This window comes from Brachybacterium sp. SW0106-09, assembly GCF_001293905.1.
Taxonomy (GTDB): domain Bacteria; phylum Actinomycetota; class Actinomycetes; order Actinomycetales; family Dermabacteraceae; genus Brachybacterium; species Brachybacterium conglomeratum.
In genome coordinates this window covers 1-22,620 of record NZ_BCAK01000057.1, presented here as the reverse complement: position 1 = coordinate 22,620, position 22,620 = coordinate 1, and the positions used below count along the sequence as shown (strand labels likewise).

The 22,620-nt window shown below is 71.3% G+C and carries 20 protein-coding genes and 3 pseudogenes; 9 read left to right on the top strand and 14 right to left on the bottom strand.

The genetic code is table 11. From position 1 onward, the window contains the following. Nucleotides 1–340 (bottom strand): annotated as a pseudogene (locus Y09_RS15585) (ROK family protein); the annotation flags it as partial. A 147-nt stretch (nt 341–487) separates the two neighbouring features. On the opposite strand from Y09_RS15585, the gene Y09_RS15580 reads away from it, so the two are divergent. From Y09_RS15580 to Y09_RS15565, 4 genes are read left to right on the top strand one after another with little or no spacing between them, the layout of a single operon-like run. Beyond that, nucleotides 488–1,780 carry an ABC transporter substrate-binding protein gene (locus Y09_RS15580; protein WP_053918787.1) on the top strand — a complete coding sequence of 431 codons (1,293 nt, stop codon included), beginning with the start codon at nt 488–490 and terminating at the stop codon, nt 1,778–1,780. A 31-nt stretch (nt 1,781–1,811) separates the two neighbouring features. Beyond that, nucleotides 1,812–2,765: a carbohydrate ABC transporter permease gene (locus Y09_RS15575; RefSeq protein WP_053918786.1), complete on the top strand. Its 954-nt coding sequence runs from the start codon at nt 1,812–1,814 to the stop codon at nt 2,763–2,765. A gap of 2 nt (nt 2,766–2,767) precedes the next feature. Further along, nucleotides 2,768–3,694 (top strand): carbohydrate ABC transporter permease, encoded by a 927-nt coding sequence (locus Y09_RS15570; protein ID WP_053918785.1) that lies wholly within the window; start codon nt 2,768–2,770, stop codon nt 3,692–3,694. Nucleotides 3,695–3,741: 47 nt separating this feature from the next. After that, nucleotides 3,742–5,448: a glycoside hydrolase family 13 protein gene (locus Y09_RS15565; RefSeq protein ID WP_053918784.1), complete on the top strand. Its 1,707-nt coding sequence runs from the start codon at nt 3,742–3,744 to the stop codon at nt 5,446–5,448. A 515-nt stretch (nt 5,449–5,963) separates the two neighbouring features. Here Y09_RS15565 and Y09_RS18265 read toward each other — a convergent pair. Then, nucleotides 5,964–6,395 (bottom strand): annotated as a pseudogene (locus Y09_RS18265) (HNH endonuclease); the annotation flags it as partial. 1,193 nt (nt 6,396–7,588) lie between these two features. Between Y09_RS18265 and Y09_RS15555 the strand changes: the two are divergent. Together Y09_RS15555 and Y09_RS15550 are read left to right on the top strand one after the other, a co-directional pair. After that, nucleotides 7,589–8,005: a cupin domain-containing protein gene (locus Y09_RS15555; protein ID WP_053918782.1), complete on the top strand. Its 417-nt coding sequence runs from the start codon at nt 7,589–7,591 to the stop codon at nt 8,003–8,005. A 164-nt stretch (nt 8,006–8,169) separates the two neighbouring features. After that, nucleotides 8,170–8,631: a VOC family protein gene (locus Y09_RS15550; RefSeq protein ID WP_053918781.1), complete on the top strand. Its 462-nt coding sequence runs from the start codon at nt 8,170–8,172 to the stop codon at nt 8,629–8,631. Between the two features lie 166 nt (nt 8,632–8,797). Here Y09_RS15550 and Y09_RS15545 read toward each other — a convergent pair whose 3' ends face one another. The 10 genes and pseudogenes from Y09_RS15545 to Y09_RS15505 all read right to left on the bottom strand — a co-directional run bounded on the left by Y09_RS15545 (nt 8,798) and on the right by Y09_RS15505 (nt 19,016). Further along, nucleotides 8,798–10,468: an FGGY-family carbohydrate kinase gene (locus Y09_RS15545; RefSeq protein WP_053918780.1), complete on the bottom strand. Its 1,671-nt coding sequence runs from the start codon at nt 10,466–10,468 to the stop codon at nt 8,798–8,800. 74 nt (nt 10,469–10,542) lie between these two features. Then, complete coding sequence (locus tag Y09_RS15540; RefSeq protein ID WP_053918779.1) at nt 10,543–11,088, bottom strand: YceI family protein; 546 nt, start codon at nt 11,086–11,088, stop codon at nt 10,543–10,545. Nucleotides 11,089–11,235: 147 nt separating this feature from the next. Beyond that, nucleotides 11,236–12,096: a thioesterase family protein gene (locus Y09_RS15535; RefSeq protein ID WP_200716842.1), complete on the bottom strand. Its 861-nt coding sequence runs from the start codon at nt 12,094–12,096 to the stop codon at nt 11,236–11,238. After that, a complete protein-coding gene (locus Y09_RS15530) occupies nt 12,093–13,547 on the bottom strand; it encodes a hypothetical protein (RefSeq protein ID WP_053918778.1) in 1,455 nt (484 codons plus the stop codon). Before Y09_RS15530 ends, Y09_RS15535 begins: the two co-directional genes overlap by 4 nt. A 427-nt stretch (nt 13,548–13,974) precedes the next feature. Continuing rightward, on the bottom strand, nt 13,975–14,763 hold the full coding sequence (locus Y09_RS15525) for an SH3 domain-containing protein (protein WP_053918777.1): 789 nt from the start codon (nt 14,761–14,763) through the stop codon (nt 13,975–13,977). Between the two features lie 233 nt (nt 14,764–14,996). Continuing rightward, the gene (locus Y09_RS15520) at nt 14,997–15,980 is read right to left on the bottom strand and encodes a Gfo/Idh/MocA family protein (protein ID WP_053918776.1); all 984 of its coding nucleotides are present in this window, start codon (nt 15,978–15,980) and stop codon (nt 14,997–14,999) included. 168 nt (nt 15,981–16,148) lie between these two features. Next, nucleotides 16,149–16,484 (bottom strand): annotated as a pseudogene (locus Y09_RS18260) (GNAT family N-acetyltransferase); the annotation flags it as partial. Between the two features lie 402 nt (nt 16,485–16,886). Next, nucleotides 16,887–17,621 carry a hypothetical protein gene (locus Y09_RS15515; RefSeq protein ID WP_053918775.1) on the bottom strand — a complete coding sequence of 245 codons (735 nt, stop codon included), beginning with the start codon at nt 17,619–17,621 and terminating at the stop codon, nt 16,887–16,889. Beyond that, nucleotides 17,618–18,124 carry a hypothetical protein gene (locus Y09_RS15510; RefSeq protein ID WP_053918774.1) on the bottom strand — a complete coding sequence of 169 codons (507 nt, stop codon included), beginning with the start codon at nt 18,122–18,124 and terminating at the stop codon, nt 17,618–17,620. Before Y09_RS15510 ends, Y09_RS15515 begins: the two co-directional genes overlap by 4 nt. A 40-nt stretch (nt 18,125–18,164) precedes the next feature. Next, entirely contained in the window at nt 18,165–19,016 is an 852-nt protein-coding gene (locus Y09_RS15505; RefSeq protein ID WP_148639695.1) for a WXG100 family type VII secretion target, read from the bottom strand. 118 nt (nt 19,017–19,134) lie between these two features. Here Y09_RS15505 and Y09_RS15500 point away from each other — a divergent pair, with 118 nt between their 5' ends. Further along, a complete protein-coding gene (locus Y09_RS15500; protein WP_053918772.1) occupies nt 19,135–19,527 on the top strand; it encodes a hypothetical protein in 393 nt (130 codons plus the stop codon). Nucleotides 19,528–19,797: 270 nt separating this feature from the next. Here the strand turns inward: Y09_RS15500 and Y09_RS15495 are convergent, their stop codons facing one another. Both Y09_RS15495 and Y09_RS15490 read right to left on the bottom strand, forming a co-directional pair. Further along, on the bottom strand, nt 19,798–20,229 hold the full coding sequence (locus Y09_RS15495) for an arsenate reductase ArsC (RefSeq protein ID WP_053918771.1): 432 nt from the start codon (nt 20,227–20,229) through the stop codon (nt 19,798–19,800). A gap of 28 nt (nt 20,230–20,257) precedes the next feature. Further along, the gene (locus Y09_RS15490; RefSeq protein WP_053918770.1) at nt 20,258–20,623 is read right to left on the bottom strand and encodes a helix-turn-helix transcriptional regulator; all 366 of its coding nucleotides are present in this window, start codon (nt 20,621–20,623) and stop codon (nt 20,258–20,260) included. Between the two features lie 81 nt (nt 20,624–20,704). Here Y09_RS15490 and arsB point away from each other — a divergent pair, with 81 nt between their 5' ends. Beyond that, nucleotides 20,705–21,796, top strand: a complete 1,092-nt coding sequence (gene arsB / locus Y09_RS15485) for an ACR3 family arsenite efflux transporter (RefSeq protein ID WP_053918769.1) — start codon at nt 20,705–20,707, stop codon at nt 21,794–21,796. A 23-nt stretch (nt 21,797–21,819) separates the two neighbouring features. Then, the gene (locus tag Y09_RS15480) at nt 21,820–22,248 is read left to right on the top strand and encodes a low molecular weight phosphatase family protein (RefSeq protein ID WP_053918768.1); all 429 of its coding nucleotides are present in this window, start codon (nt 21,820–21,822) and stop codon (nt 22,246–22,248) included. Nucleotides 22,249–22,620: the final 372 nt, after the last annotated feature.

Genomic DNA, 22,620 nt, shown 5'->3' with positions numbered 1-22,620 from the left:
CGGCCAGCTCGCGGCCGCGCAGGTCCGCCGCGCGGGCAGCGAGGGTGTGCTGGCCGGCGTCGACGGCGAGCAGGATCCCGGCCCGCGCGCGCAGGGAGAAGCGGCGGGCGGGGCGGCCCCGCGGGGCGGCGCCGTCGCGCTCGGCGGGGGCCTCCTCGAGCCATCCGGCCTGCTCGAGCTCGGCGCACACGCCGAGCACGGTGGCGCGGGTGAGCCCGGTGGCGGCCATCGCGTCGGCCGCGGTGAAGGCTTCGGCCGCGAGGGCGTGCTGGAGGAGCGCCTGGCGGTTCGCCCGACGCATCAGCTGGGGTGAGCTGACCCCGCGGTCGGCGGACCGCACCTTTCCGACCTGGGACTTCTCCCCGGTTCGCGGCGGTGTTGACATGTCCGGACCACCCCCTCCATACTTTCGATAGGTCGTAAATATAACCTCTAGCGTAACTACCGTCGCATCACTGCGGCGACTCCGCTCCCCTCCAAGGAGACGATGGTGTCATCCTCGATCAGCCGGCACGCGCGGCACGCGCCGACGCGGCCCTCGCGACGCGGCGTGCTCGCCGGCGCGGGCGCCGCCCTCGCCACCTCCGCCCTCTCCGCCTGCGGCACCGGCGGCGGCAGCTCGCAGCTGACGCTCTACCAGTCCAAGCCCGAGGCCATCCCCTTCTTCTCGCAGCGCGCCGGGGAGTTCTCGCAGGCACAGAGCCGGTTCTCGGTCCAGCACGACATCGCCACGAACCTTTCGGCGAGCTTCGTGCGCAACAGCCCGCCGGACCTCGGCTGCCTGAACTACAACCTCGAGATGGGGCGCTTCATGGAGCGCGGGGCGCTCTCGGACCTCTCCGACCTCCCCGTGGCCGGGCAGACCCGCGAGGACGTCGCCGAGCTCGCCGACTGGTATCCCACCTACGAGGGCCGCACCAGCGTGCTCCCCTACTCCGTCACCGCCGCCTCTGTGATCTACAACCGGCGGATCTTCGACGAGCACGGCCTGGAGGTCCCCACCACCTGGGACGAGCTGCTCGCGGTGTGCGAGACGCTGCAGGCCGCGGACGTCATCCCGATCTACGCGACCTTCCTCGACGCATGGACGGTGGCGCAGGGGCTGTTCGACTACACCGTCGGCGGGCTCGTGGACGTGCGGGAGTTCTACCGCCGGATGGACGAGATCGGCGAGGACGTCGGCCCCGACTCCGAGGTCTCCTTCCAGCGCACCCTGCTCGAGCCGATGCAGCGCCTCGGCGAGCTGCTCGCGTTCGTGAACCCCGATGCCCCCAACCGCGGCTACGGCGACGGCAACACCGCAGTCGCCCAGGGCAAGGGCGCGATGTACTTCCAGGGCCCCTGGGCGCTCGGCGAGATCGCGAAGGCCGGCACGGACGTCGAGCTGGGCACCTTCCCGCTGCCGATGACCGACGACCCCGCCGATCTCAAGGTGCGCGTGAACATCGACCTGTCGCTGTGGGTGCCCGAGGCGGCGAGCAGCCCCGAGGGTGCGCGCGAGCTCGCGCAGTTCCTGATGCGGCCCGAGGTGCAGGACCCCTACAACGCGGAGTTCCTCGCCTTCGGCACGAGGACCGACGCCCCGCCCGTCACCGACGACCGCATCGCCGAGATGCAGCGGTACTACGACGAGGGCCGCTTCTACATGGGCGCCTCGCAGTTCATCCCCCGCTCGATCCCGGCGGAGAACTACATCCAGTCGATCGCGGGCGGCGCCGACCCCGAACCGGTCCTGGCCCGCATGGACGCCGACTGGGCCCGCCTGGCCTTCCGGGAGTGAGCGCATGACGACCCCACGACAAGGAGCACCGATGTCGACGACGACACCGACGCGCGAGCCCGGGACCGCGGACGGCGCGGCCTCGGACGCCCCGGCGACCGGGCGCGGTTCCGTCCTGCGCCCCTCGCGCCGCCGCACCGACCCTCTCTACCACCTGTTCCTCCTGCCGGCGCTGGCGCTGTTCACCCTCGCGGTGACGCTCCCGGCCGTGCTCGGCTTCGCCTACAGCTTCACGAACTCGATCGGGTTCGGGGACTGGGACGTCATCGGGCTGCGGAACTACATCGCGATGTTCCGCGACCAGGGGATCCTGGACTCCTACCTGTTCACCCTCGGGTTCGCGCTGGTCACCGTCGTGCTCGTGAACGCGCTGGCGTTCCTGCTGGCGCTCGGGCTGAACTCCCGGATCCGCTTCACCGCGGCGCTGCGCACGATCTACGTGATCCCGATGGTGATCTCGGGGATCGTCATCGCGTTCGTGTTCCAGTACCTGTTCGCGAACACCGTGCCGATGCTCGGCGAGGCGCTCGGCTCCGAGGCGCTGTCGGTCTCGATCCTGGCGAACGAAGACTGGGCATGGGTCGCGATCGTCATCGTGACGGCCTGGCAGTCCATCCCCGCGACGATGCTGATCTACATCGCCGGGCTCGTCACGATCCCTGCCGATGTGTACGAGGCGGCCTCGATCGACGGCGCGACGGGACGGCAGAGCCTGTGGCACATCACGCTGCCGCTGGTCTCCGGCTTCGTCGTCATCAACACGATCCTCGGCTTCAAGAACTACCTCAACGCCTACGACATCATCGTCGGCCTCACCGACGGTGGGCCGGGAGTGGCCACCCGCTCGGTCGCGATGTCGATCTTCCGCGGCTTCGATGGCGGGGACTACGCCTACCAGATGGCCAACGCCATGGTGTTCTTCCTGATCTCGATCGCGCTCGCGGGCCTCCAGCTCCGCCTCACCCGTGGAAGGACGGTGCTCTGAACATGTCGACCGCCGCACCCCTCGCACCCGCCTCGTCCTCCGGCTCGCCTTCGGGCTCGTCCTCGAGCACCGCCCCGACTCCGCGCCGCCGCCGACGCGGTCGGGTGGGCCGCGACCGCGTGGACGTCACGACGACCGCGTTGCTTATCCTCGGCGCGCTCACCGTGCTGGTGCCGCTTTTCGTCACCGTGAACATGTCGCTGAAGACCACCGAGCAGGCGGTCGACGGCAATGCGTTCAGCCTCCCCTCGCCGCTGACCCTGTCGAGCTTCGCGGAGGCGTGGAGCCTGACGAACTTCCCGCGCGCCTTCGCGATCTCGCTGTTCATCACCGTGGTCGCGGTGGCCGGGGAGATCGTGATCTCATCCCTCGCGGCGTACGCGATCGTGCGCAACTGGGACCGTCGGCTGTTCCGCTGGTCGTTCTTCTACCTGCTGGCGGCGATGTTCATCCCGTTCCCGGTGGTGGCGCTGCCGCAGATCCAGCTCACCGGGATTCTCGGGCTGGACAACCCGCTGGGCGTGGCGATCCTGCACGTCGCCTTCGCGATGGCGTTCAACACGCTGCTACTCACCGCGTTCCTGCGCACCATCCCGCTCGAGCTCGAGGAGTCGATGCGGATGGACGGCGCCGGCACCTGGCGGGTGTTCTGGCGTCTGATCCTGCCGCTGCTGGGACCGATGTGCGCGACCGTCGGGATCTTCGCCTTCATCCAGTCGTGGAACGACTTCATGATGCCCTCGCTGATCATCTCCGACCCGGCGCTGCAGACCGTCCCGGTGCTGCAGAACATGTTCCAGACGCAGTTCAGCAACAACTACAACGTGGCCTTCGCGTCGTACCTGATGGCGATGGCCCCCGCGATCATCGTGTACCTGTTCGCACAGCGCTGGGTGATGTCGGGCCTCACCCAGGGCGCGATCAAGTGACCCAGCCCCTTCACCACCACACCCGCTCGACCGGAGGATCCCCCATCGTGACCACCGTCCCCCAGAACCTTCCCGCCGCGCTGCAGGCCGACGCCGACTGGTGGCGTCAGGCCTCCGTCTACCAGATCTATCCGCGGTCGTTCGCGGACGGCAACGGCGACGGAATCGGCGACCTGCGCGGGATCATCTCCCGCGTGCCGTACCTGCAGAAGCTCGGCGTGGATGCGGTGTGGCTGAGCCCCTTCTACCCCTCGGCCCTGGCCGACGGCGGCTACGACGTGGACGACTACCGCGACGTGGATCCGCGGATCGGGACGCTCGAGGAGTTCGACGAGATGGTCGCGGCGCTGCACGGCGTCGGGATCCGCCTGATCGTGGACGTGGTCCCGAACCACTCCTCGGACCGTCACGAGTGGTTCCAGGAGGCGCTCGCCTCGCCGAAGGGCTCCAACGCCCGCGAGCGTTACATCTTCCGCGACGGGCGGGGGAAGGACGGCGAGGAGCCGCCGGCGGACTGGACCTCGATCTTCTCGGGCCCGGCGTGGACGCGGGTGCCGGACGGGCAGTGGTACCTGCACTCCTTCGCGACCGAGCAGCCGGACTTCAACTGGAAGCACCCGGAGGTGCACGAGGACTTCCTGCGCACTCTCGCGTTCTGGTCGGACCGCGGGGTGGACGGGTTCCGGATCGACGTCGCCCACGGCCTGGCGAAGGATCTGACGGAGGTGCTGCCCTCGAAGGCGGAGCTGAAGGAGATGCCGAAGGACGGCACGCATCCGCTGTGGGACCGGGACGACGTGCACCAGATCTATGCGGAGTGGCGCGAGCTGTTCGACCGCTACGATCCGCCGCGCATCGCGGTGGCCGAGGCGTGGGTGGAGACGGCGGAGCGTCGCGCGAAGTACGCGAGCCCCGAGGGCCTGGGGCAGGCGTTCAACTTCGACCTGATGGAGGCGGACTTCGACGCCGCGCACTTCCGGGAGATCGTCACCGACAACCTCGCGCAGTCGGAGGTCACCGGGTCCTCCACCACCTGGGTGTTCTCGAACCATGACGGGGTGCGCCACGCGACGCGGTACGGGCTGCCGCCGCGGGCCGGCAGGGACGTGAAGCAGGGCGCGGAGTGGGTGCTCGCGGGCGGTCCCGAGGACGGCATCGACCGTGCGCTGGGGCTGCGCCGGGCACGGGCGGCGACGCTGTTCGAGCTCGCGCTGCCGGGCAGCGCGTACCTGTACCAGGGCGAGGAGCTGGGCCTGCACGAGGTCGCCGAGATCCCCGACGAGCAGCGGCAGGACCCCGCGTTCTGGCGCACCACGGCCGAGGACCGCGGCTTCGACGGCCTGGGCCGGGACGGCTGCCGGGTGCCGCTGCCGTGGACGCGCACCGGTGAGTCGTTCGGCTTCGGCACGGGCGGTGCGCACCTCCCCCAGCCGGCATGGTTCGCGGACTTCTCGGTGGAGGCCGAGGACGGGGTGCGCGGCTCGACGCTCGAGATGTACCGGGCCGCGCTGCGACTGCGCCGCGAACTGCAGTCCGAGGAGTCGCTGACCTGGGACGAGACTCTCTCGACCGAGGAGGTGCTGGCCTTCGAGCGTCCGGGCGGCTGGCTATCGGTGACGAACTTCGGCGTGGCGCCGGTCGCGCTGCCGGAGGGCGAGGTGCTGATCGCCTCGAGCCCGCTCGAGGGCGGCGAGGACGACGAGATCCTGCTGCCGGGCGCGACGACCGCCTGGCTGCGGCGCTCGGCGGGCTGAGGCCGGCGGACTCTCGCGGCGAGGGGCGATCCCGTGGATGACCTCCCGGATCGCCCCTCGTCGTGAGGGATCCTGCCGGGCGCGGGTGCCTGCGGGCTGTTCTGTCCGGAGGGGCCCGCTGCCCGCACGGGGCGGGTCGGGATCGTGCGAGTGAGCACCTGAGCGCTCATCGGGCGGGTCATGGTGCAGGCCTCCGCGTCCGCGGTCCCGCTGATCCCGCCCTCTTCCCCGTCGGCGAGACCGCTGGTCTCGAGCGGCTCCCCGTCGGATCCGCCGGCGCCTTCCGGCCTGCCCGCCGCTGTCGCTTCCCGTGCCTGCGAGTCGTCGGGCATCACCACGAAGGCGGTCGGCCCGAGGCGCGGGGCCCGTCGGACGACGCTCGCCCCGCTGTGACTCGTCCATTCCACCTGGTGGCCGTCGGCGGCCTGGTCTCCGAGGCGCTCGACGGTCGCGTAGGCGTCCTCCTTGCCGGGGTTGTCGTGTCCGCACAGCCCCTGGCCGTTGTCGAGGCTGGTCGCACCGCCGCGGCTGTGCGGGACGATGTGGTCGTACTGGCGCACTGGCGCGTCGCAGTACGGGGCGCGGCAGCGACCATCTCTCAGGTGCAGGAAGCGCTTCAGGGCCCGCGGGAACTCGCGGGCTCTCGACTCGACGGCGACGATCTCCCCGCGGGCGGGGTGCTGGAACAGCTTCCGCAGCACTGCTCTGATCGAGGGCCCGTCAGGGCCGTAGCGGTCGCAGGCTGGGTCCTCCGGTGCGGCGAGGGCTGCGCGCAGCTCGGCGCGCAGGGCTTCGGCGGGCACCGGGCCGTATCCCTCGATGTACGCCGCGTCGCCGTGCTCGGGAGCGAGCAGGGCCCGGTCGGTGATGATCACGCCGACGTCGAGGGTCTCGAGCTCGAGCCCACTGTCCCGGCTGAGCAGGGTCGCGACCAGCGCATCGGCCATGATCGCGCCGTGGCCTTCCCGGTCCCCCTCGGACCTGCGTCGCTCGGCCTCGAGGGAGAGCCGCTTGTGGACCCGCTTCGCGTCGAGGGCGGGGAGGTGAGCGCTGAGGGTCGCCATGCCGTGCTCGCCCGGGGTGAGGGTGACGTGGCGGGAGCGGCGGGCGATCAGGTGCCGGCTCGCGGCTCCGTCGGGGTCGAGCTCGCCGACGGCGGCCACGACCGCTCCTCGCCAGGCCTTGACGCCGGCGCCCTCCATCTCGGGCAGGCGCTCGTGGAGCACCTGGTCCACGTCGCGGCGCTGCTGGTCGGTCAGCGGGGCGGAGGTGGTGGCCGCGGCATACGCGACGGCAGGTGTGATCGCGCCGCGGCCGAGTGCGGAGAGCATGCGCGGCATGGAGCCGACGAGTCGGCGGGCTGCGGCCAGGCTGGAGCTCGCGGTGGCGGGAGAGCGGTGGGTCGCGAGGGTGATGTCGGCCGAGGCTCGTCGATCGGACTGGCGGATGAGCTGCTCGAGCGGCGGGAGGAAGTCGTCCTCGTGGGCGACGTCGTCCCGTGCCGCGTCGATCCGGTCGCGGAGATGCGCCTCGGCGAAGGCGACGAGGGTGCGGGCCTCGAGCGCCGCGAGGGAGCTGAGTGCGCCGTGGATCATGTCCAGCAGGTTCTTGATCTCCTGCCGCGGCCGAGCGCCGACCTCGAACATCTTCTGCGGGTCGATCGCAAGGGAGGTGAGCAGGTGGTCGACGTCCCCGAGGAGCTCTGCGAGCGCGGACGGACCGCCCGCATGCAGCTCGGCGAGCACCTGCTCCGGAGCGTGCTGCTCCGGGGCGGGCTGCGGGGACGTCGTCGCTGTCATGGCCCCATCCTCCCGCGCACCCCTGACAGAGGAAAGGCCCGACGGAAATTGTGGACAGCGCCGAAGCACGATTCTCCCGACACGGGGAGAAGAGCCCACGACACGTCGGCGCCGACACACTTCGAACGTCTATGACCTGCACGCTTGGATGCACACCGTTCCCACCACTCCCCCGCCTCCCGCACCGACCGTTCCTCCACATCACCGCGAAGCAGCAATTCCCTCCAGAATTCCCTGTGGAGGAACGATCCGTTTTCCGGACCGGCCCAGGCGTCCACACCCTTGCCCCTGCGCGCCCGTCCGGTATCTCATGGGGACCACCGCTCGCCGAGGAGGCATTGATGCAGAAGCTCCCCGTTCCCCAGTCCGCCCAGGCGCCGGCCGACGCCTTCACCGGCTCCGTGCTCCACGAGGCGCTGCGCGGCCCCACGGAGGGGTCCCGCCTCGCGATGGCCCACGTCCACTTCGCGCCCGGCGCCCGCACCCACTGGCACACCCACCCGCGCGGCCAGACCCTGTACGGCACCGCAGGCGTGGGCCTGGTGGTGACGCGGGCGGGGGATGTGCAGACCCTCGAGCCCGGTCGCACCGTCTGGATCCCGCCCCTCGAGGAGCACTGGCACGGCGCGATGGCCGGGACGCGGATGGCGCACATCGCCGCGCAGGAGGCCGACGAGGACGGCGAGACGGTCACCTGGCTCGATCCGGTCACCGACGAGGAGTTCGCCCGCGCGAACGAGGCCGCGCAGGTGAACTGAGCGGCACCGTGCCCGCTCCGGCTCCGCTTCAGGCCCCGGGCTCGACGTCGGCCTCGGCTCGGGCTTCGGCTTCGGCTCATCTCTGAGGACAGGATCCGTCCTTCCACCCGGACACGATCACTGCGTCAGTGCCCCTTGCTCTCCCCTTCGACGACGGAGTCCCCATGAGCGCCACGTTCCAGGTCACCTTCGACGCCCGCGACCCGGGCAGCCTTTCGATGTTCTGGAAGGAGGTGCTCGGCTACGTGCATCCGGGCCCGCCGGGGTTCGACCCGACGACGGGCCATGACGCGCTCGCCGCGTGGGACGAGTTCCTGGACGGATTGGGCGTGCCGGCATCCGAGCGGAACGACGTCTCCGCACTGGAGGATCCCGAGGGGGCCGGGCCGCGGCTGTTCTTCCAGCGCGTTCCTGAGGAGAAGGTCGCCAAGAACCGCGTCCACCTCGATGTGCGAGCCGCGCCCGGCCTCGAGGGTGAGGCGAGGATGGCGGCGCTCGAGGCGGAGTGCGAGCGGCTCGTCCCGCTCGGCGCGACGAGGGTGCGGCGCCACGAGCCCGAACCGCCGATGAGCGGCGGCTTCATCGTGATGACCGACCCGGAGGGCAACGAGTTCTGCCTCGACTGACGCAGGCTGCTCGGCATCTCTTCTGACACTCGTGCCCGAGCCGTCATCCCCCCATCCCCGCATGCGTGCGCCCGCGCCACCCGCGATACCGCTACGCCCGAGAGACTGCACCGTCGCCTCCGCACCCGCGCGACGGCGCCGTCCGAGCGGGCGCACCGGCGTCGTCTCAGCGGAGCCGCTGCACCCGCGCGGCCGCGTCGTACAGAGCACGGTGAGCGGGCCGCAGCGCGGCGTGCTGCGCTGCGGCCGACGGGTGGGGGTCGATCGTCGCCGCCTCCTGTCGGGCGCCGAGCGGGACCAGAGCGTGGTCCAGGCCGAGCGCCTCCGCGGCGACGAGGGCGCAGCCGAGCAGTGCGGCGTCGGTCCCGTCGACGGTGCGCACGGGTCGGCCGGTGACGTCGGCGAGGATCCGCAGCCAGGGCGCGGAGGCGGCGCCGCCCCCGGTCACGGGCAGCGGACGAGGAGAGGACTCGGCCACGGACTCGAGCCCGTGGGCGAGTCCGTGCGCGACGCCTTCGAGCATCGCGGCGTACAGATCGATGCCCCGGGTCCCCGCGTCGATCCCCAGCACGGCGCCGCGCAGGCTCGCGTCCCGGACCGGGAACCGCTCCCCCACGATCGAGGGCAGGGCGAGCAGCCCGCTCGGACCGCGGCCGCGCTCCTGTTCCCGCGCCTCGAGCAGCTGATCGGCCCGGGCCGGGTCCGCGCCGTCGAGGACAGCCTGCCGGGCCCAGTCCGCGGCGGCGCCGGCGGAGAGCAGCGCGGAGATCCGCAGGATCGGGGGCTCGGCGGTCGCCGACGACGCTCCGAGAGCGAGGTGGTGCGAGACGCCGGCGGGTTCCTCACCGGCTGACCCCTCACTGACAGGCCCCGCGCCGGCCGACTCCACGCCGTCGGGCTCGTCCTCGTCGCGCTCCCCGCCAGCGTCCTGTGCCCCCGTCGGCGACGTCCCGGTCCCGGGCAGCACCGAGGCGAGCCATCCGCTGGTGCCGAGGTAGACGTAGGCGTCGCCCGGCGCGAGGCCGACGATCCCGCAGGTCGTGGCGCCCGCATCTCCCGGGGCGAGCACGACGGGCAGCCCGTCCGGCACGCCCAGCAGCGCCGTCGCCTCCGCGCCGGCGTGTCCCACGACCAGACCCGCCGCACCGGTCAGCGCGGGCAGCAGAGCCGGATCGAGCCCGGCGGCGCGGGCGACTGCAGGCGACCAGTCGCGAGTGCGGGCCTGGAGCAATCCCGTCGTCGCGGCGGTCGTCGGATCGCACCAGAGCCCGAGCCCCATCCGCGCCACGAGATATCCGGCCGGGCCGAACACGACGCCCTGCAGGTCCGCGAGCTGTTCCGGGGCCGTGCGGAGCAGGCGCAGGTGCATCGCGGCGCAGCTGGTCGCGTCCTGCAGGTTGCCGGTGAGCGCGTCCCAGGAGACGCCGTCCGCGGCGAGCGCGGCGCGCAGCTCCTCCGCCTCGGCGCCCGCGCGGGTGTCGGAGTAGAGGATCGCGAAGCTCGCGGCACCCGAACGCGGGACGGGGACGAGGTCCTGCATCTGCCCGGTGAGCACGACCGCCGCCACCTCGACGTCGAGCGCCGTGTCCGGCGCGGGCACGGGCGCTGGCGCCGCGCCATCAACCGACGCCTTCGCGTCGGGCGCCGCCTCCAGCAGCTCGACGATCACGGCACGGGCGGCGCGCTCCCAGTCGCGGGGGTCCTGCTCCGCGATCCCGTCGGCCGCGTGGCGGGTGGGGTACGGGGCCTCCGACCGGCGATGGACGGCGCCGTCCAGGTCCAGGAGCGCGCCCTTCGCGGCGGAGGTCCCCAGGTCGAGGCAGAGCAGGTGCGGCATGGCAGTCAGGGTATGCGTGAGCGGGCGGCGCCGTTCCCCGGCGCCGCCCGCTCATCGCACCGCGCGTGTCCGGCTCAGCCCTGCTTGATCAGGGACAGCTCGAACTCGAGCTGGATCTTGTCGCTGACCAGCAGGCCGCCGGAGTCCAGCGGGGTGTTCCAGGTGATGCCCCACTCGCGGCGGTCGAGGCGGCGGGTGCCCTCGAAGCCGGCGCGGACGTTACCGAAGGGGTCGGTGTCGATGCCCACGAAGCGCAACGGGATGCCGACCGAGCGGGTCGTGTCCCGGATCGTGAGGTCGCCGGTGACCATGTAGGCGTTCTCGTCGACCTCCTCGATGCGGGTCGAGGCGAAGGTCATCTCCGGGTGGTTCTCGACGTCGAAGAAGTCCGCGCTGCGCAGGTGCTCGTCGCGCTGCGCGTTGCGCGTGTCGATGCTGGCCATCTGCACGGTGACGGTCGCGGTCGAGGCGTCGGCGTCCTCCCCGTCCACGACGACCCGGCCGCTCACGTCGTTGAAGGCGCCGCGCACCTTCGTGACCATGGCGTGCCGGGTGGCGAAGCCGATGCGCGTGTGTCCGGGATCGATGTCCCAGGTTCCGGTGAGCTCAGCGGTGTCCAAAGATGACCTCTTCGTTCGGCGACGTGCATGTCGTCCAGCGGTGACGCGCTCTGCTGCGGGCCCGTCGGCCCCGGGCAGCGGCCGAGCCGCAGGAGCGGCGGACACGCGTCGATGATCCCGCAGAACATACCACCGACAGGTGTCCGATCACGCCTCGCGAGGGATGGGGCGGACGGTGAGCGTCTGCTGCACCGAGCCGAGCGGTCCCTCCTGATCGTGCAGGACCGAGCTGGTCAGCCCCTGTCCGGTGGGGCCGAAGGAGACGGTGGTGTCCAGTCCCAGCCAGCGGCCCGTCGGCCGGCGCATCAGGTGGATGGTGAGGTCGAGGTTCGGGAACATCCATTCGCGCGGCGTCGCGCGCACCGCGATGCCGTTGGAGGCGTCGACGGGGATGAGGAAGGTGGCGAGCTCGCCGACCTCCTCGCGCTCGATCAGGGGATGCTCGGCGCGCAGCCAGCTGCGGCCGCGTCCGGGCCGCTTCGGCTCGGCGTCGCGCAGGCTGATGCTGTGGATGAAGCCGCCGGTCCAGTCCTCCGCCATGCTCCGCTCGGGCAGTCCCTCGGGTCCGGGCAGCGGCGGCAGCTCGGTGCCGGCGACCTCGGCGGTCTCCTGCGCGGACATCACCCAGCTGCGGGCGCGGAGCGTCTCGCGCCCGGCGATCACGGCGGTGGTCTCGAGCAGCTCGATGGTGCGGCCGGGGCGGAGCATGCGGGTGGACAGCTCGATCGGCCCGCGGCGGAGCTGGCCGAGGATGTCGATGGAGATCCGTCCGAGCACCTTGTCGGGGTCGGCGTGCTGAGCCCGCCAGCGCTCGAGATGCTCCACCAGCAGGGCGCCGACGGGGCTGATGTGCAGCTCGTCGTCGCTCCACGCGCCGCCCGCGTGCTCGCTGGGCAGGTAGGTGTCGGGGCCGACCGGGACGAAGTACGCCTCGGAGCCGGCGGCGCGGTCCTCGCCGATCGCCTCCAGCCCGGCCCCGCCCTGCTGTCCCTGCTCCTGACCTGTCATCCCTCGTTCCTCCCGTCCCCGGTGCGGGGAGCTGCGCTCGATGCCGTCCACGACCGTCCATCTTCCCCGACGGGCGCGGCCGGGGCGGCCGAATCGGCGCGGCGCGCCCGCGCCGAGCGGCGGAACCAGTTCACGAGCGGGCCGGGCACGAAGCGGTCCACGAAGGGAGCGCCGAAGCGCGCGATCACCTCGACGGCGAGGCCGAGGAAGAACGCGACCACCGGCAGCCAAGCGGCCAGGGACATCGAGACGCCCATCGCGCCGAGGAAGCCCATCTCGGCGTCCATCCGCACGTGCACCAGCGCCAGCAGCACCAGCGAGCAGAAGGTGTAGGCGAGCGGCAGCGCCGCCCAGGAGGTGACCTGCGCGATCACGTTCCCGGCCGGGATCTCCCGGTCCCGGTGCCACAGCAGAGCGATCAGCAGCGGCACGAGCAGCGCGATCAGCACCATCGGCAGCCACGCGTACCAGGGCAGGTCGACGAACCACAGGCTCTGCGTGCCGCTCTGCGGCGTGATGCCGCTTCCCAGCCCGAGGTCGCCCACGTCTCCCCGCACGGAGGCGCGCACCGGTACGACCAGCATCCCGAGGCCCGGCAGGAGCGCGAGAGCGGTCGGTCCCCACAGCGGCAGCGCCAGCAGTGCGCCGAGCACGGAGCGTCCCTCCCCGTCGACGATCTGCACGATCGTCCCGGCCGCGAGGGCGAGGAGGCCGACGGGCACGGCGAAGGCGAGGGCGTGGACGAGCACGAGGCGGGGCGCGGCGGCGAGGTCGGCGACCAGCGGCCACCAGTCGGGCTTGCGCATCCCCGCGAGATGGCCGAGCAGGAGCGGCAGGGTGATCAGTGCCCAGGTGCCGAAGAACATGTCGGCCCCGGCGGCGTGCATCGAGAGGGAGAGGCCGTTCGCGGGGTCCTCGATCGAGAACGCGGTCAGGCGTGTGACCAGCAGCGCGACCAGGGCGACGCCGAGACCGGAGAGGCCGGACCACAGGAGCGCGCCGAGCGGCCCGTTGGAGCTCCATCGCCGCTGGGCGGTGCGCGCTGCGAGGAAGGCGAAGACGGTCATCGCCGCGGTGATCAGCAGCGGCAGGCCGCGCCAGCTCAGGGAGAGGCTCCCCAGGAAGCCCATCTGCAGCGCGGCGTCGTAGGAGCCGAAGCTCGCGAGGGCGACCAGCTGGAACGGGATCCCGAGCAGGCCGATGATCCCCGCGAATCCGGCGTCGTCGGTGGCCGGGGCGGCCGCGCCGCCTGTCGGGTCCGTGCTCGCGCCGGTGTCGGCGGTGAGCACGGCGAGGACCGCCGAGACGATCACGACCAGCGCCGCGAGGAGGGCGACGAGATAGGCGAGCGCACCGGTGACGAGGGTGGGCACCGGGGTGCCGATCCCGACCTTCCGCAGCGTGGCGGTCGCCTGCGCGGCCGACAGGGTCTGCTGGCCGGCGACGGCCACGGCGCCGGGAGCGGGCGAGCCGGGGCCGGACGACGGGCCCGGGGCGGAGGGCGCGGAGGATCCCCACGGCCCGGGCGCGGCCGACGGGGCGGAGCCGCTCCACGGCGGAGGCCCGGGCGAGGAGGGCGGAGCCGTCGAGGGCTCCGTCCCCGCCGTCGGCCCCTGCCCCGCCCACGGGGAGGGACCGGCCGACGGAGCAGGACCAGGTGACGGGGCGGGACCGGGCGGCGGTGCGGCTGCGGGCGTGGTCATGCCGTCGCCGTACGCTCCCCCGTCCTGCCCCGTGCCTCCCTGTCCGTGGCCGGTCCCGTTCCCCTGGCCGTCGTCGGGCTGGTTCGGCTGCGACATGCGTGCCCCTCTCACGTGCGTGGTGCGTGCGAGTGCTGCTGCACTCCCCCGCTCGCGAGCCTAGCCGGAGGGGCGGGGCTCAGAAGCCGTTGTATCGGTAGGCGTTCTGGTTCCAGAAGTCGGTGCCCCAGGTGTGGGTGCGCGCGACGCCGCCGACGCCGCCGGCCTGCTCGATGACGGTGAAGGAGGTCTTGGAGTCGTCGGTCCAGCCGGTGAAGATGACGACATGACCGGCGGCGCCGCCGGAGCCCGGGCCGAGATTGCCGATGATGTCGCCCGGCTGCAGGTCGTCCTTCGGGATCTCGGTGAAGTGCTCGGTGAGCGTCACCGTGGAGTAGCTGGTGTCCAGGCCGTACGCCATCGAGACGAAGCCGGAGCAGTCGGTGCGGTACTGGCGGCCGTCGGGACCGTTCGTGTACGCCTCCATGGAGTAGGGCACGTTGCGGTCCACCCAGGTCTGGCCGCGGTCGAGCACCTCCTGGCGGTCGGCGGAGAGGCCCGGGTCCTCGGGGGCGGGATCGCCGCCGCCGCACTCGCCGAGGCCGGCGGCGTCGGGGACGGTGACGTAGGCGCGGGAGATGTAGCCGTCCACGCCGTCGTAGCTGACCTTGGCCCAGTACTCGCTGGCGTAGGTGCCTTGCACGGCCTCCCCCGCGGTCTGGCACTCGAGGTCGAGGGTGGTGCCGGCGGGGATCGTGCCGAGAGCGGCGGAGCCCGTGCTGGTGCCGGAGCGGATGGTGAGCTGGTCGGTGGTGGTGCCGGGTGCGGCAGCCTGCGCGGGCTGGGCGAGCACGGCCATGCCCGCGACGGCGAGCGCCGAGGCCGCGGCCCCGCCGGCCAGTCGGTGCGTGAGCTTGGTGGTGGTCATCGTTCTTCGTCCCCTCAAGGATCTCGGGTGCGTCGGACGGCGCCGTCGCCGGATCGTTCCCCCACGTCGGCACCCTCGAACCTAGGCACGGCGCGACGCGGGTCACAACCTTCGGGGCATGGGGAGAGGTGCCCATCGACCTCGGAGGCCGACGGGCATAGGGTCGCGCGCCCGCGTGGCAGGAGCCCTCGGGGAGCGTCGAGGGCCGGGCCCCGACCCCGTGATCGCATAGGTCAGCGCACGGGCGGGGCGCTCTCTCCGGCCTGTGCGGTGATCTCGTCGACGATCGCCTGCACCGCGAGGGTCTGCGCGTGGAAGCGGTGGTCGACGTCGTGCGCCTCGACGAGCTGAGCGAAGACCTCCAGCTCGCCGGCCATGGTGTCGCCGGGGCGCCGCGCCGGGACGGACATGAGGGTGCGGGTGCGGCCGTCGCGGTAGTGGAGGCCGATCTCGGACGGCTCAGCGATCTTGTCGATGGTCATCGTCGCGTCCTCGCCCTCGATCACACTGGGGGTGACACCGTGCGTGACCTTCGAGTAGCGGCAGGTCACGACGGTGCTGGTGCAGTCCAGCAGCACAGTGGCGCTGGCCTGGAAGTCGTTGGGAAGGCTGAGCGTCATCGCGGCGGTGCGGCGGGGGGCGCCGAACAGCTGGACGGCCGCGTGCAGCGGGTAGATGCCCACGTCCGCGAGGGCGGAGATGCCGAGCTCCGGGTTGAAGGCGTTCAGGACCGTGCCGGAGCGGAAGGCGTCGTAGCGGCTGGAGTACTGGATCATCTCGAAAGAGGCGCTCCAGATCCGGCCGAGCTCCGGCAGGTGAGCACGGATGGTCTCCATCGCCGAGTCGTGGATGTGGCGCACTGCTTCGAGCAGGACGCGGTCCGCCTTCTTCGCGGCCTCGACCAGCTCCTCCGCCTCGGCCAGGTCCACCGCGAGCGACTTCTCGCAGAGCACGTGCTTGCCGGCCGCGAGCGCCTGGCGCACCTGGGCGGCGTGCGCGGGGATGGGGCTCGCGACGTAGACGGCGTCGATCTCCGGATCCGCGAGGATCGCGTCGAGGTCATCGCTCCAGGCGGCGATGTCGTGGGAACGCGCGAACTCCTCGCCCCGCTCCTGCGAGCGCGAATACACGATCGCGGGCTCGGCGATGCCGGAGTCGTGGCAGGTCCTGGCGAACCATCCGCTGATCCGACCGGTGCCCAGCAGCGCGAATCGCATGACGTGTCCTCTTCGTGTCGGTGGCGCGGTGGCCGTGGGGCTCAGGAGCTGCTGGCCGACGCGGTGTCGCTGCGCGCGAACTGGCTGCGAGCCACGGGAGTAGAACGGTATCCGACTCCTCCGATCGCTCGCCCTGTGGGCCGCCGTCGTGATCGTCGAAGGGCGACTCGCGACGAGCCGGCCTCGAGCGCGGGCGCGCTCCTCGGCACGTCGGTCGGACTCGGCGATCAGGGCGGTCCCCACGCCTCTCCCCCGATGCTCCGGCCGGACCTGGAGATGGCAGATCTCCACGGCGTCGGGATGCGCGACTCGCCCTTCGGCGCCGACGAATCCGGTCCACCGGATCACCGCGGAGCCGAGGGGCTCACCGTCGCGCCATGCCACGAGGTAGTCCGAGGAGCCGTGCGCCGCATTCGACGCATGCGCTTCGTGGACGCCTCCCGGGACGGGCCACTTCTCGGTCAGGACCGTCAGATCTGCGGCGGTGCAGGGGCGGCTGTCCATCGGGCCAGTATGGACACTCGCAGGACGTCGGCGGGGCCGCTCGGGACCCGCGGCGGGCGCCACGGCACAGCAGGACCGTTCGCTGAGCGATTCCGCGCGACCTCGATCGACACGACGACGGCCAGCGGAGTCACGGGGAGGTACACGATCACCGGCGCTGCATCGCGCGTCGGCCCTGTCGGCATCATCGTGCCGCCTCTCGAGCGTTCCCGAAGACGCCGCGGAGGAGAGTGCTCCACGACGCGAGGTGGATTCGTCACCCGAACGGCCGTAGGAGCACGCTCTGTGGATGATGTCTCTCCCCAGAGCATCGGATGGCGCCCACGGCTCCCTGGCGAGAGCACGCTTCGGGGAGTTCGAGTCCTCCCCATGCCGGCAAGGGGGACGCGCCGTCCGCGAGCCTCAGGCCGGTCGGGCGATCTCCGCAGGGCCGGGGAGCACCTGCACCATGGCCTCCCATGCGGTGATCGAGGGCACCGGCACCAGGTCGACCTGGGTCTCACTCTCGACCACGACGAAATAGTGGGATTCCCAGCGCAGATGCACCGAGAACTCGTCGGCCGTCCGACCATCCGTGCGCGTCCATGTCGCTCGGGACTGCACCATCTGCCAGGACGAGTCCTCGCTCCCCGGGTAACCCGCCCCCTCGAGCACGGGTCGCACGCCGTCCCAGGCATCTCTGCGCACGTCAGGCGCCGGATCCGTGAGGTCCACGACGGCCTGGGGCGCGAACCCCAGGGCGGGCGCGTCGTGTGCTGGCGGGCGGCCGGGGAGGAAGCGGACCACTCGGGTCATCGCTCCGGGGAGCAGCGTCATGGGAAAGGCGCTGAGCTCGACGTCCCCGTCGCGCACAGGGCTGAGTCGGACCACGATCCCGTCCCGCCCGACGACGAACGAGTGGGTCTGGAGCCCTCCGGGACCTGAGACGTCCAGGCCGAGCGCGAAGACGGGTGACGAGATCGCCGCCCCCATCGCGGCCACGAGCTCGGCCCGGACCCGCTCCGCACGGTCGACGTCGGTTCCGACGAGCTGCGCCGGGGCCGGCGAGTCGACTGCCGCGGCGAGTCGACGATGCAGCTGCTTGATCTCCACTTCCGTGCCGCGGAACGTGGTGCCGTCCGAGGAGACCTCGATCATCGCCCTGCCTCCTCCGTCGTCGTCAGCGCGCAGGACGCCAGGACGTCCTCGAACAGCTCCTCGGCCTCGGCGTCGCGGAACGGGAACGACGTGAGCGAGACCCCGACGACGACATCGGCGACGACGGTGATGCACTGACGGGTGATCACCGAGACCTGCTGCTCGGTCGTCTGGAGGTACGCCAGGAACATCCCGTCCCGGCCCGCGAAGGGCAGCGGGCGCTCGTCGATGACGTGGAGGTCCTGCACGACGCCGTTCATCCAGAGACGCATCGCGCCGTGCACGAGCTCGAGAGCGGTCGGCATGCCCTCGTCGAGCCGCTCGATCGTCACGACCACGTTGTCCATGAAAGGGCCGGAGACCTCTTTCGGACTCAAGGCGGCCAGGGCGACCGTGCCGCCGCCGGGCTCCGGGCTCCAGCTCCCGGGGACCTCGAACGACAGCGCGACCTCCGGGATCCCCTCCACGAAGGCGATCTCACGTCGAGTGCCCGAGTCCGTCATGCACCCTCCCGTCGTCCCGCGCCGGACCGTCCCGCTCCGCTCAGTCGAGCAGCGCATCGACGCCCCAGTTCGCGAGGCCGCCGCCGGCCCAGCCGCCGATCATACCGCCGACCACGCCTCCGATCACCGTGCCGACGCCCGGGACGACGCTGCCGATCGCCGCCCCCGCAGCAGCTCCACCCATGGCTCCGCCCATGTTGGCACCGCCGTCCAGGAGGGCCCGGCCCCATCGCTCGCCGTCGCTGAGGCTCGGATCCGATGCGTCGGCCTCCCAACGATCCCACCCTGCTGCGACTCCCCCGACGACGTCGCCGATAGGGCCCGCGACCTCGCCGGCGACGCGGAACATGTCCGCGTTCTTGAGGAATGGGACCAGGGCATCCTCGCCGCCTCGGGCGAAGATGTCCGCCGCCCGGGTCTCGTACAGATAGCTCGGGAGACGTTCGCCGAGCGCGTCGAGCCCGGTCCCCAGCGCCCCGATCCCCTGACCGAGCGCGTCCTCCCAATCGTTGGGCAGGAACGCGCCCGGGAACGAGGGGAGCCCCCCGGAGTCATCGCCCGCGGCCTCGCCCCCGGCTCCGCGTCCGGCGGGCACCGACTCGCTGTCTCCGGAGGCCGTGTCCTGCTCCTCGATGTGATCCCGCAGCTCCATGCGCATCGTCTCGAGGCGGTCGAGCGCCGAGGTGATGGCACCACCGCGCAGGGACTCCCAGGTGGAGGAGAAGGCCGAGGCATCCGGGCCGCGCCAGAAGCCGTCGAGCCCGGCGATGACCCCGGCGAGCTCGTCGATCCGTGACGAGATCCTCTCCCGGTCGGTGCCCAGCAGCTCGCCGAAGGCCTCGGTCTCCGCCGTGTCCATCCCGTAGAAGCCCACGTGCTCGTTCCTCCGCATCTCGTCGTGATCGCCCCCAGCATTCTGCCCGTGCCCGACATCGGCAATGGGGAGGACTCCCCATCCGCATCGCGTCCGCGATCGCGAACCCTCTCCGGACGGCTGGCAGACTGCTGGGATGATCCCCTACCTGCTGCTCGCTCTCGCTGCCGTGATGATCGCGCTGGCGATCGTCGTGTACGTGATCTGGCGGAGGCTCGGCCGCAGCGCGACAGCGCGACGCTGGATGGGGGACGGGATGTTCCCTCGCACGTCCCAGGAGCGCATGACGGTGCTGGGCTGGCCCGCCCTCGCGGGCCTCTGCCTGTGCTTCGCCCTGGCGGCTCTCCCCGTCGCCGACGGTCTCCTCCGGATCCCGGCGGCCCTGCTGTCGATCCCGCTGTTCCTCGCACTGCTCATCACGCAGATCTCGGCAGTCCCGCTGCCGGAGGGGATGTACCCGCACTGGGCGCGGGAGCTGCGTCGTCAGCGCCGGGAGAACCGCGCGAAGCACGGGCTCCGCCGGGTCTGAGGGCATTCGTGGCCGACGTCGATGTCACGTTCCCCCGATGGTGGGCCCGGTGGGGATCGAACCCACGGCTAGCGGATTGAAAGTCCGCCAGAGCATCGGCCGCAGAGCGTGTACAAGCAGGTCAGAGGGCTCGTACTGCTACACGAAGCGCGACGGACACCATCGCGTCGCTGTCAGCGTTGCTGTCAAGAGGGGTTCGAGACGAGTCGGCATCTGTTCCTTGGGGACGGTGTCTCCAGAAGCCCTAGTCACACGTGCGCTCGGCTTTCCTCAACCTTGGACTGGAATGTCGAGTGGCTCGCGGGACAGCAAGCTGCCGATGAGCTCCTCGATGCGGGTACGGATCCCGTCGCGCACCGCGCGGACTTCCGCGACGTCCTTGCCGGCTGGGTCCTCGAGCTTCCAGTCCTCGTATCGCTTGCCGGGGTAGATCGGGCAGGCGTCGCCGCATCCCATGGTGATGACGACGTCGGAGGCTTGGACGGACTCGGGGGTGAGGATCTTCGGGGCCTGGTGGGAGATGTTGATGCCGACCTCCGCCATCGCCTCTACTGCCGCGGGGTTGATCGAGTCGGCGGGCGCGGAACCGGCGGAGCGGACCTCGATGCGGTCGCCGGCGAGTTCACGCAGCCATCCCGCCGCCATCTGCGAGCGGCCGGCGTTGTGGACACAGACGAACAGGACACTGGGGCGCGCGGTCATGGGGTTCTCCAAAGCAGGCAGTAGGGAATCAGGCGATATCGAGGAAGGCGCGGAGTTCAGCAAAGGCTGACGGGACGACGGAGTAGTGGGCCCAGCGGCCCTTCTGCTCGCGCGTGAGCAGGCCGGCGTCGACGAGCTTCTTCATGTGGTGGCTGACGGTGGGCTGACTGATGCCGAGCGGCTCGGTGAGATCGCACGCGCAGACCGACTCGCAGCCCTGGGCGGCGACGTGGGAGAGGAGCCGGAGCCGCGTGGGGTCGGACAGCGCCTTGAGCAGGGACGCGATCCGCTCGGCGTCGACGATGTCGACGGGCCCGGCGGACAGCGTGCAGCACTCGTCGGACGCGGCGCTCTCCTTGATCCCGGCAGCAACAGTCTGGGTCGTCGTGGTCATGCCCTCACCTTACATTGACAGTCATCGATGTGGAACATAGCGTACTCATCGAACACCGTCGATGGAAGGTACCGAGCACTGATGAGTACGACCACCAAGGACGTGGAGCAGCCGCGCGTGATGAAGGAGATGCCCTTCCTCGACCGCTGGCTCCCGGTATGGATCCTGGCCGCCATGGCCGTGGGACTCCTGCTGGGGCGGTTCGTCCCCGGCCTGAACACCGCGCTGGAGGCGGTGAAGATCGGGTCTGTGTCCCTGCCCATCGCGATCGGGCTGCTGGTGATGATGTACCCGGTCCTGGCGAAGGTCCGCTACGACGAGACCCGGAGAATCGGAGCTGACCGACGCCTGCTGGTGACCTCGCTGGTGCTGAACTGGCTCGTCGGACCGGCACTCATGTTCGGCCTCGCGTGGATCTTCCTTGCCGACCTGCCGGAGTACCGGACCGGCCTGATCATCGTGGGCCTCGCGCGCTGCATCGCGATGGTGCTCATCTGGAACGACCTCGCCTGCGGTGACCGCGAAGCTGCCGCCGTACTGGTCGCGATCAACTCCGTCTTCCAGGTGATCGCCTTCGGAGCCCTGGGCTGGTTCTACCTCCAGGCGTTGCCGTCGTGGCTGGGGCTGCCGACCACGTCGGCCGAGTTCTCGATCGGCGCGATCGTCCTCAGCGTGCTGATCTTTCTCGGGATCCCCCTGGTCGCCGGGTTCCTGACCCGCATCCTCGGGGAGAAGGCGAAGGGTCGCACCTGGTACGAGGAGCGGTTCCTCCCGAAGATCGGCCCCTGGGCGCTGTACGGCCTGCTGTTCACCATCGTGCTGCTGTTCGCTCTCCAGGGCGACGCGATCCTCTCCGCCCCGGGAGACGTGGCCCGCATCGCTCTGCCGCTGTTGGTCTACTTCGTGGTGATGTTCCTGGGGTCATTCCTGCTCGGCCGGGCGATCGGCCTGAACTACGCGAAGTCCACGACCGTCGCGTTCACCGCCTCGGGCAACAACTTCGAGCTCGCCATCGCCGTCGCCATCGGCACCTTCGGCGTCACTTCCGGCCAGGCCCTCGCCGGAGTCGTCGGCCCCCTGATCGAGGTCCCGGTCCTCGTCGCCCTCGTCTACGTCGCTCTCGCGATGGGCCGCCGGCTCTTCCCCGGCGACGCGACCGTTCCTACCCGATGAACCAGCAGAGAGATCGAGTCACCATGACCGCAAAACGCCCCACAGTCCTGTTCGTGTGCGTGAAGAACGGCGGCAAGTCCCAGATGGCGGCCGCCCTCATGCGCCACCACGCCGGAGATGCCGTCGAGGTGCACTCCGCCGGCACCCGACCCGGCACCGCCATCAATGCCCAGTCCGCGGAGGCGATCGCCGAGGTCGGCGCGGACATGTCCTCCGCCGTCCCGCAGCCGGTCACCTCCGAGCTGCTGCGCAGCGTCGACCACGTGATCGTCATCGGCGGCGAAGCCGTCATCGAACCCATCGAGGGGATGACCGCGCCGGTCACCACCTGGCACACCGATGAGCCCTCCCAGCGGGGCATCGAAGGGATGGAGCGCATGCGCCTGGTGCGAGACGACATCGACGCCCGCGTCCGTGCACTCCTGAACGACCTTACCGCTACCGCGAACTGACCTCGCCCGCAGCGACACGGCCCGACCTCGCCACCGCATCGAACTCGCCTCCCTGGTCGTCATCGACCCTGGTCCCATCGGCCCGGCCGCTGCCGCCCACCTCTGAGAACGAGGCTCTCGGCTCCTCGCCCCGGATGCCGGACCCGTCGATAGAGCGGCGCCTACCAGCGCCTCCGCCTGGGCACTCGCGCAGGCGAGACCGCGCTTCGACACCGACGGGTCGCCGACATGGTTCTCGCACCGTGTACACCCTGCTCGTCCCGCGGACGCAGCCAGCAGGCACTCCCCGCCATACGGGCCGGGCGTGCGACCAAGTTCCCGTCGACTCCCCACAGGACGCGGCCATGCCGCCGACGACAGGCTTCGACCAGG